The 9,392-nt window shown below is 68.5% G+C and carries 8 protein-coding genes; 3 read left to right on the top strand and 5 right to left on the bottom strand.

The window, feature by feature from the left end; genetic code table 11:
- Positions 1–109: 109 nt before the first annotated feature.
- Entirely contained in the window at positions 110–739 is a 630-nt protein-coding gene (locus AMK16_RS06785) for a hypothetical protein (RefSeq protein WP_073909715.1), read from the bottom strand.
- Entirely contained in the window at positions 736–1,974 is a 1,239-nt protein-coding gene (locus AMK16_RS06780; protein ID WP_073909713.1) for an AAA family ATPase, read from the bottom strand. The genes AMK16_RS06785 and AMK16_RS06780 overlap by 4 nt, the downstream gene beginning before the upstream one ends.
- Before the next feature lie 267 nt (positions 1,975–2,241).
- On the opposite strand from AMK16_RS06780, the gene AMK16_RS06775 reads away from it, so the two are divergent.
- Positions 2,242–3,288 carry a beta family protein gene (locus tag AMK16_RS06775; protein ID WP_073909710.1) on the top strand — a complete coding sequence of 349 codons (1,047 nt, stop codon included), beginning with the start codon at positions 2,242–2,244 and terminating at the stop codon, positions 3,286–3,288.
- A 1-nt stretch (position 3,289) separates the two neighbouring features.
- Here AMK16_RS06775 and AMK16_RS06770 read toward each other — a convergent pair whose 3' ends face one another.
- The 3 genes from AMK16_RS06770 to AMK16_RS06760 form a co-directional block, all read right to left on the bottom strand.
- Complete coding sequence (locus AMK16_RS06770) at positions 3,290–7,159, bottom strand: caspase, EACC1-associated type (protein ID WP_073909708.1); 3,870 nt, start codon at positions 7,157–7,159, stop codon at positions 3,290–3,292.
- Positions 7,156–7,560, bottom strand: a complete 405-nt coding sequence (locus tag AMK16_RS06765) for an effector-associated constant component EACC1 (protein WP_073910694.1) — start codon at positions 7,558–7,560, stop codon at positions 7,156–7,158. The genes AMK16_RS06770 and AMK16_RS06765 overlap by 4 nt, the downstream gene beginning before the upstream one ends.
- Positions 7,561–7,660: 100 nt before the next feature.
- On the bottom strand, positions 7,661–8,101 hold the full coding sequence (locus AMK16_RS06760) for an ATP-binding protein (protein WP_242438617.1): 441 nt from the start codon (positions 8,099–8,101) through the stop codon (positions 7,661–7,663).
- A gap of 148 nt (positions 8,102–8,249) precedes the next feature.
- Here AMK16_RS06760 and AMK16_RS06755 point away from each other — a divergent pair, with 148 nt between their 5' ends.
- The gene (locus AMK16_RS06755; RefSeq protein WP_073910691.1) at positions 8,250–9,098 is read left to right on the top strand and encodes a helix-turn-helix domain-containing protein; all 849 of its coding nucleotides are present in this window, start codon (positions 8,250–8,252) and stop codon (positions 9,096–9,098) included.
- Positions 9,095–9,343 (top strand): DUF397 domain-containing protein, encoded by a 249-nt coding sequence (locus tag AMK16_RS06750; protein WP_073909703.1) that lies wholly within the window; start codon positions 9,095–9,097, stop codon positions 9,341–9,343. Before AMK16_RS06755 ends, AMK16_RS06750 begins: the two co-directional genes overlap by 4 nt.
- The last annotated feature ends 49 nt before the right edge of the window (positions 9,344–9,392 follow it).

Below are 9,392 nucleotides of genomic sequence, written 5' to 3'. Positions count from 1 at the left end.
TTGTCTTGCCGATGCCCTGGTGATCGGTACCACCGTATACGCGCTGCGAAGTGGGGCGATGGTGCCGAGGCCAGCCGGTGTGCCACTGTGTGAAGGGCAGAACAACCGACTACCAGGAGCGCAGCTCGGCCATGAACTCCTCATAGGAGCGGTTCTTGCCATCGGGTTCCATGTGCCCGTCCTTCGATGCGAAGACGTGCTCCATGATGTCAGGGGCGAAAGACTCATCGTATGGAGGATTCCAACCGTGATCTCTCAGCTTTTCCTTTGGCGTATCCACTCTGCTGAGATCGCAGCCTTTGTACCTTGCCTTGAGGATCCAACGGGAGTTGACCTTAGTGAATGCGGAGGGGAATTGCATCAGCCATGCCTCCATCTCGAAGGCGGCAAGTGCTAGCGCCGACGGGCAGCCGAACTCCTTGCGCAGCTCGGCACTGATGCGCTCACGGACCCTCAGGTATTTTGCGTCGTCCACAGCGTCGAGGTCGACGTGGACCACGACCCCGGCCAGCTCTGCCCCCACTGAAGCCGCCTGAGACAGTCGGCGAAGCTCAGCCACGCGGGGGCTGAGCGACGTGTCCGCTTGGCTGAGGGCAGTCTTCTTGTTGACGTTGACGATCTTCGCACCCGGGTGGACGGCAGCGATGAGGTGCCGAAGGACCTGCCGGTCATTCTTGCCTTCACCCGCGACGACTATGACTGGGCTCTTGCCCTTGCCTGCCCTTGCCTTGGGCCTCACAGGCCGCCTCCAAGGGTGTTGGCGAACCAGAGGTCTCCCATGGGCATGCCCTCGGACGCTTCGATTACTTGCCGCACCTCATCCGCCGTGAGGGCGGGGATGACAGATGCTCCGTCTTCGCCACGCTCACAAACGACGAACTCCTCGGGTTCCAGCTCGTTGACGAACGCCGGTGAATGAGTGGTCACAAGGAACTGAGCCCGACGGCTGGCTTCGCGCAGTCTTCCCGCTAGTAGCTCCAACGCATGTGGATGGATGCCATGGTCGATCTCCTCGATACAGGTCAGGAGAGGGGGATTAGGGTCGTGAAAGATGGCCAAGAGGGAAAGAAGTCGCACTGTTCCGAAGGATGCATCTTCCAACCGGGTGCGTCCGCGTAGGCTCGTTTCCTCTAGCTCCACCGAGATATAGTCGGGCCGGCCTGGAGCGTCCACTAGGTGAATGTCTTGAATCTGGGGCACAACTGCCCTGACATCTCTAAGCAGCGCCTCCCAGACGAACCGGCGGCCTTTGTCCTCCTCGCGCGTACTTCTGTGCTCCCAGAGGCTCTTCAGGAAGTCAGCTAGATTAGAGGCGTCGTTGTGAAGGCGCTGCCCCGACCCGGTAATAGGCGACGGCCTCCGCGCAAGACGAACATCGGGGTCGAAGACCCGGACTTGTTCAAGATGCCGTGTCACCACTGCCGCAGCATGAGCGGAAGGGCTGCTGCGCGGGAGAGGCACGGGCTGGTTGAGCACCGAGGCCATGCGTTCAACGTCGATGGGACCCGGTTTCCCATCGTCCTTCAGTGAACTGCTCAGCGTCAGCTGATCGCTTGCCAGAGCGAGAGAGGTTGCGGCGCCCGCCCCCGGATGCTGAGTGAGCTGCTCCTGCCGGAAGAGGACTCGATCGTGTTCACGAGGCTCAGGCAGCCTTCGCTGAGACACGCTCAACTCGTATCGGTCCGGAGACTCCTCGGAGGCGAATTCCGACCATATGCCCTCGATGCCGATGGCGATGCGGGATACGGACCTCTGGCCGCCACGGAAGGCGAGTACGTCGAACCCACCGCGTGCGTCGAGCGCCCGCTCGATCCCCAGTCGCGATACGTCACCCAGGAGCTCCAGGGCGTGCAGGACGTTCGACTTGCCTGCCGCATTCGGGCCGACCATGACCGTCAGCGAGCCCAGACGCAGCTTGACATCGGTCAAGGTGCGGAAATTCCGCACTGTCAGTCCGAGAATCCGGTGATTCAACCCAGCCCCAACGTGCAGTGGTCGACCGCAGCGCAGCGCGGCCGGTATCGACAAGCGTCCCCCGGGCAGACGCACTGTCATACACACACCCCACGTGCAACGTTCGGCTGCCGAGCATCACGAACAGTACCTTGCTGGTCACAGCGCTACCAGGCTTTCGGCAGTTCCAGCCACGGGGGCTGAAAAGGCATCATTCCGCTAAATGGCGAGGTGGCACACCCTGAAGGGAGAGGGATAGGGCACGGGCTGAGCCAAGGGGGAGCCGCCATGTCCGGACCGCTGTACGTTCCCGTCCTGCCGACCCGCCCACACGCCGCTGCGGCTTACGAGCAGCTGAGCCCAGCCATTCAGGCGGCCGTCATGCCGCTCTGGAACCTCCCTCCGCGACCGGGACTGCCCGAGGAGCTGCTCATCGCACACACGCGGCGCGAGGCGCACGCCGCGAGCAAGGTTCAGCGCCACCGACCGGGCTGGCTCGACGCCCCGTTCGCCGGCGAGACACAACTGGCCGTCCTCGCCGACGTGATGTCAGATCTGGGTGAACTGAGTCCGCTGCGCCCGGTCACCGGCCCCGGTCGCCCCGAGTTCCAGCAGACCGCGGCGCTGGAGACGGCCCGGCGCAGCGGGAGCGGCGTCGGCATACGCGTCACGCTCGCGGGCGAGTGGGACGACGACTCCGCCCACACCGTTCGGGACCTGCTCGCCCGCGCCGATCCAGCCGTCGAGACGGACCTCCTCCTCGACCTGGGGGCGGTCCGCGCGGACCGGCCCGACGCCGGGAAGGAAGCGCTGCGCGCGCTCGACGCCCTGATGCCGCTGGCGCCGTGGCGAACCGCCGCAGCCTTGAGCGGCGGCTTCCCCGAGGTGACCGCAGACATGCTGGAGCAGGGGCTGCGCCCCGAACCCCGCGCGGACTGGCACGTCTGGCGCGAGCTGACCGCCGGCGACCGCGTCTACGTCCCCTGGCTCAGCTACGGCGACTACGGCATCCAGCCCGCCCGGATGATCGGTCGCGAGCCGTCGTCCGGACGAGGCGGCCCGGCATGGGGAGTGCTTCGCTACACCACCGAGGAGTCCTTCGTCCTCGCCAAGGTGCTGGCCCGAGGCGAGGACCGGACCGCCGTCAACCGGGCCGCAGCCCGGCAGCTCCTCGAACTGCCGGACTTCCGGGGTGCTACGGCCAGCGCGGGTGAGAGCTGGCTGCGGGACTGCGCGCGCGGCCACGGCTCGGCCGGCACCGGGAATGCCGCGGTCTGGCTCCGTGTCGGCAACGTCCAGCACATGACGTACGTCGTCCGGAGCCTGGGGGCGTGACTCAGGCGAACAGCGGCTCCAGCGCCGAGTCGCCGGCCAGAATCCGCCATGCCGGGATCCGGATCGTCCGTGTCACCGGCCCGGCCTTCGCTCCGGAACCGCCGGACGGCAGGCCCGTCAGCAGGTCGCCGCGCGCGTGGTGCAGCCGCAGATGGCGCGCCGGATCCTGGTCGTGCTGGGGGCCGGGATCGATCAGGACCGCCGTGTTCGCCCCGTCCACCGTGAACAGCAGGTCCACGGTGTGCCCGCCGACCACGGCCGCGCGCTCCAGGTCGGTGATGCCGCATGTGTCCAGGTACTCCTGGAGCCGGTCGGCCAGCTCTTCACGGAACCCTGAGGCCGCCTCGGCCCTGACGGCTCCGTCCTGGTCGGCGTACGACCCCGCACGCAGTACCGCCGACCGCTCCGCGAGCAGCGCGGGGAGTCCCGCCTGCCCCTGCCAGAACGCGTGACTGCCGACGGTGATCAGCTGAGACTTCGCCCGGGTGACGGCGACATTCCACAGGTTGACCTGGCTCGCCACCCAGTGCGTCGTACGGGGCGGAGTGTTGCCGGTGGCCACCGGGCTCAGGACCATGACGTCGCGCTGTCCGCCCTGGAAAGCGTGCACGGTGCCCACCCGGACCCTGTCGTCGTCCGCCCAGACCCGGGCCAGTACCTCCTTCTGTGACCGGAACGGTGTCACCACCCCGACGGTGGCATGCTCGGGCAGCCGCGCGAGCAGTTCGTCCACCGTGTTCCGTACCTGCTCCGCCTCTGCCGTGTTGCGCCAGGACTGGCCACCGCCGCCGCGCGCGGACTCGCCGTGCGGCACGTCCACCCAGCCCAGCACCGGCGCAGGATCGGAGGCGCCGAACGGATCGGCCGCCGGGACCTGGCTCCGGACATCGGTGAGGACCTGCAACTGGCCCGCATAGCAGTAGCCGTTGACGATGTCTGCGATCGCCGGATGGCAGCGGTAGTGCTCGTCGAGCAGCAGCGCCGCCTCACCGTGCTGTGCGGCCGCGTGGTACGAGGCATACACGTGGTAGGCGAGCCGGTGATCCTCCAGTTGCGCTGCGCTCAGCCCGGCCCGCACGCGCGCCTGCCGTTCCTGCTGTGCGGTGATGCCGGGAATGTGCCCAAGCTGCATGGGATCGCCGATGATCAGCGCCCGCTTGGCCCGGAACAGCAGGGGGAGGACCGAGGGAATCGAGCACTGGCTCGCCTCGTCGATCACCACCAGGTCGAAGAGTTTGGGGACGAGTTCCAGCTGGCGTACCGAGTGGGTGCTGATGGCCCACCCCCTGAGGTGCGCCATCAAATTGCGCTGACTCTTCTGGAAGCCCGAGCGCTGGCGCAGTGCCTGGAGCCGCTGGCCCATGAGCGACCGCCCGCGGACCATGGCCTCGGTCGCCACGGCCCGGGCGAGTTCGCTCGACGCCTCCGACAATCCGGCGGCGCTCTCCAGTCGCGCTTGCTTCAGCCCTTCCCCGTCCCGGCCGAGGAGCTGCGGTACGAGCTCCCGTAGCACGCCTTCCACGGACGCAGCTTCGGCCAGGGCGAGGAGGAGCTCGGGCGGAGCCGGCCGCGTCGAGGCCCAGGACGGCCATACGCCGTCGGCAGCGGAGGCGGACGACGCGACGAACGCGGCGAGAGCCCGCCCTCTGCGCCATCGGCCGAGGGTGAGCCATCCGGCGCCGACGGCCTTCCGGGCCCGCTCCTCCCAACGTGCGAGCGCCGTGACCTCGCTGTCGGCCCATGCTGCTGCCAGCAACTCCACCGGCAGACCGAGCTCGTCCGCCTGCCGGGCACGCTGCCCCAGCAGCTCCAGCAGGCGCATCTCGTCACCGACCAGCCGCGCCGCCTCCGTCCGGTGCGCGGCCGACCGGGAGTGCCGGTTGCGCAGCTCGCCGGCCACGGTCGCCGAACCCCGCCCGGGGGCCTCGATGGGCTGGGCGAGCAGCCGTTCGAGCTTCGCCGCTTCGCGCTCCAGCGCCGCCGCGTTGCCGGTCCGCATGAGCAGCCCCGGCGAGATCGCGTCACAGCGCTCGGCCACGACGTTCACGGCCTCGTTGTTCGTGGACGCGACCAGCACGGACTGACCGGCGGCGAGTGCGGTCGTGACCACGGCGGTCACGACCTCGCTCTTTCCGGTACCGGGTGGCCCGGTGGCGACGGTCAGCGGACGGGTCATCGCCGACGAGATCACCAGCTCCTGGCTCTCGTTGCAGGGCCCTGGGGCGACGACGAAGGGCGTTTCGCGGCTCGTGTCCCCGTTGCCGCCGCCCGTCAGGAGCGCGTCCAGCGCGGTGCCGGGAATCTGCCCGGTCCGCGTGGACATTTGGAGCAGATTGTCCACGAGGGCCTCCGTCGCGACCCGTTCCACGCCGGAGGGTGCGAGGAGTACGGCGGCGTTGTGCGCACCGGGCCGCAGCGAGTCCATCACGGAACGCTCGCTGAGCGCCGACAGGTCGAGGGGCTCCAACTCCGGAACGCCGAGCTCCGTCAGGAGTTCCCGCACCGCCTTCACCATCTGCGTGCCATTGCCCTCCTGCCAGGTCGGTTGCCACCGGGCGAGGAGGTCGGCGGCTGCGTCGTCGTCCAGCAGTTCCGTGATCAGCCCCGTGTGCAGGGAGGGCACCCCGCTCGGACGGAGCCTGTCGCGGCCGTCCTCGTCGGGGGCGAGCTCCATCGACTGGATCAGCAACGGCGCGATCTGGACCGCGGTCCGCCGCCGGCTGTCCCCGCCGCGCTCGGGGAGGGTGATGGCCGGATAGCCGTACCAGTACTCCTGCAGCCCGGCGCCATCCGCCTGGGCTCCCCTGCTCTTCGGTTTCGGCAGCTGTGAGGGAGCGGGCAGGGCAGCCCCGAGCCCGGACTGGATCGTCTCGGATCCCTGGCCCAGCAGGAAGTACGCGGAGCCCCGCCCGCTGTCCCGGTCCGGCAGCATGCCCGACGCCGCCTGCGCGCCCAGGCAGTGCACGTAGTAGCGCAGCAGCCGCTGCCAGTCGACCCCGTCATGGGCATCGGACGCGGCCAGCGCACGGGCCTTCAGTAGTGCGGGGGAGGCTTGGGTGGCCTGGCTGGCGGCGTCGCGGGGCGGGGCGGGGAGATTCACGGATCGCGCCACGGAACGGGCGAGCGGCAGGGAGTTCGTCGCCCGGATGGTGGACTTGGTCGGCCGCTGCTCCTGGGGCACGCCGTTGCGCACCATCTGCGAGGTCAGGTACTCGAAGAGGTCGTCCGGAGTGATCCAGCCGCTGTCCTTGATCCGACCGGAGCGCAGCCCTTCCACGATTTCGCCGGTGAACCGGGAGGTACCGAGGGTGGACCCGGCCGGTGCCATCGCGGAGGCGGTTTGGAGGGCGTCGGACGCGGTGATGAAGTACACCCCGGTCGGCCGCAGCAGGGTGCTGGGCGCGGGCCGGTCGTTCGCATCGGCCGCGCCCTTGGCGGTCCAGCCCTGGACGACCGAGCCGCTGGAGCAGCAGTCCAGCAGCACGACCTTGGACGAGGCCCGGCAGGACTGGAGCATCCGCTCCAGGAACTCGGCCGGCACGGCGGTACCCGGCAGATCGTCGGGGTCGGCATCCCGGGTGAGGAAGTACAGCTGGCCGTCCGCCTCGCAGAACTCGCCGTGGCCGCTGAAGTAGAGCAGGGCTGTCTCGCTGGGCTGCCGAGCCTCCAGGAACTCCTCTATGGCGTGCAGCATCTCGGCGCGCGACGGTTCGGGGACCATCGCGCAGTCGTTGTACATGCCGATCTCGGTGCTCTCCAGTACCGCCTGCATGTAGTGCAGGTCGGCCCGGACGGGCGGCAGATTGTGGTAGCGGTCGCTGTCGTACGTGGATACGCCGATGAGCATGGCGTACCGGTCGTTGTCACTCACTCCGCGGCCGGTCCGTCCTCGTGGCCGACCTCCGAGCCGCCGCTGAGGAACCGCTCGATCTGCTCGTCGTCGGCCCGGGCCTCCTTGCCGGAGATGCGCAGCGCCGCTCCGTCGGGGCGGGTGACGACGATGGTCCGCTGCGGCACGCGGGCCAGCCAGATCTGGACACCGGCGGCGACCATGGAGCCGCCGCTGAATACGAGCCCGATCAGGTCGGTGACCGGCCCGCCCTTGAGGGAGTCATTGTCGGCTGCCTGCTGCCGGGGGGTGTCGAGGGTGGCCTGCGGATCGGTGTCGGCGATGGCGGCGAGCAGCTCGCGCGCTTCGCGCCGGGCGCGGAGCGGGTCCTCGTCGACGATGGAGATGCGGTAGCCGGCCGGGCCCGCGTGGATGGCGCTCACGTTCACTGTCCCCCTTGGTTCCCCGTGCGGCGGACACACGGACAGGCGAGGCTATCCGGGACGATGCGTGCGGATCCCGTATTTAGCCGAAACCCGCTGGTCAATGGCTTGAAACGCGCAGCTCCGCCCATACGGTCTTACCGGGAGCGTCGGTACGCGGCGAGATCGCCCAACGGTTGGCGAGCCGGGCCACGACCAACAGCCCGCGCCCCGACTCGGAGTCACCGGGCGGCTCGCGGTGGGTGAGCAGGGGCAGGCGCTCGGTGCGGGTGTCGGTGACTTCGATGCGCAGGGTGTCGGCGGTTCGGGTCAGGCGGAGGTGGAAGTCCCATCCGGCGACGTGGCCGTGGCGCACGGCGTTCGCGGTGAGCTCGGCGGCGATCAGCGTCAGGGTCTCGTTGGCGGGGGAGGAGTAGGGGTGCCCCCAGGTGTCGAGCCGGTGGGACACGAGCCGACGGGCGAGGCGGGCACCGCGGGGTGAGGAGGTGAAGCGCATCGCGAACTCAAGGGCTTCTGGTGCGGGGGAAGTTTCGCTGTTCATGGGGTCCACGCTTCCGCCGCGCCCCTACCGTGGAAAGAGTCGATGCGCTTACAGCGGGTAGCGGTAGGCAATCGGTCTGCGCGTGTAGGCGGTGCGGAGCGTGACGGCGGACGCGGAGTGGCGTTGGCCGATGGAGGTGATGCCGGGCATGAGTGAACCGACGCAATCGGCTGATGAGGACCCAGGGCCTGAGCCTAACTCAGGGGTTGGGGTGCTACGGGCCTTCGGCCGTCAGCTCAAACGCTTCCGCGTGCGGGCCGGCCTGGAACGCACCGAGTTCGGTGAGCGACTGGGCTACTCGGTCTCCACCATCGCCGCGTACGAACAGGGGCGCAGGGTTCCGCCGCCGGAGGTCATCGACCAGGCGGACGAGCTGCTGGACGCGGGCGGTGTCCTGAAGGAGATGAAGGAGGAGGTCGAGCGGGCACAGTTCCCGGCGTTCTTCCGCGACGCGGCGCGGTTGGAGGCCGAGGCGGTAGAGCTGCATGTGTACGCCACGCAGGCCGTGCCTGGGCTGCTTCAGACGGAGGAATATGCGCGGGCGGTGTTCGGCATGCGGCGTCCGCTGCTCGACGAGGAGACCATCTTGAACCGGGTCGCCGCGCGGCTAGCCCGGCAGGAGATCATTGCTCGCCTACCGATGCCAACGATTAGCTTCGTCGTTGAGGAGGCCGTCCTGCGTAGGCCACTCGGGGGCGATGCAGTGATGCGGGGCCAGCTGGAGCAGATCCTGTTGATGGGACAGCGCCGTAACGTTGAGGTTCAGGTCATGCCGCTCGAACGAAGTGACCACGCGGCCTTGGGTGGTCCGTTCACCTTGATCGAAACCATGGAAGGGCGCAGGATCGCCTACGTGGAAGTTCACAAGGACGGCCGGCTGTACACGGAGCGCCGTAATGTCCGCGAGCTCGAAGAGCAGTACGGACTCCTGCGGGCGCAGGCACTTACTCCGCGGGAGTCGCTGACCTTGGTGGAGAAGTTGCTGGGGGAGAGATGAACACCGACCAGACTGCACAGCAGGGTGGCGAACTTGCTTGGTGCAAGAGCAGCTACAGCAGCGGTGAGGGTGGTGAGTGCGTCGAGATCGCCGTGGCGTTGCGGAAGTCAAGCCACAGCGCTGGGGACGGCGGCGGTGCTCTTCCCCACGCCATCCATGTGCGTGACTCCAAAGACACGACCCGTCCGGCACTCATGGTCGGCGCGTTCGCGTGGACCGCGTTCGTTGGTTTCGCGACTCGGTAGGACGCACCCAAGGGGCAGAGGGGCTGCCTCGGACACTTCGGTGTCCGAG

This window comes from Streptomyces sp. CB00455 (genome assembly GCF_001905445.1).
GTDB lineage: Bacteria > Actinomycetota > Actinomycetes > Streptomycetales > Streptomycetaceae > Streptomyces.
The sequence above is the reverse complement of the archived record's forward strand: the minus strand, read 5'-3'. Positions and strand labels throughout refer to the sequence as shown.

Coding starts and splice junctions, on each gene's coding strand:
- AMK16_RS06760 (WP_242438617.1), bottom strand. CDS start 8,101: ATGAACAGCGAAACTTCCCCCGCACCAGAAGCCCTTGAGTTCGCGATG.
- AMK16_RS06750 (WP_073909703.1), top strand. CDS start 9,095: ATGAACACCGACCAGACTGCACAGCAGGGTGGCGAACTTGCTTGGTGC.
- AMK16_RS06755 (WP_073910691.1), top strand. CDS start 8,250: ATGAGTGAACCGACGCAATCGGCTGATGAGGACCCAGGGCCTGAGCCT.
- AMK16_RS06775 (WP_073909710.1), top strand. CDS start 2,242: ATGTCCGGACCGCTGTACGTTCCCGTCCTGCCGACCCGCCCACACGCC.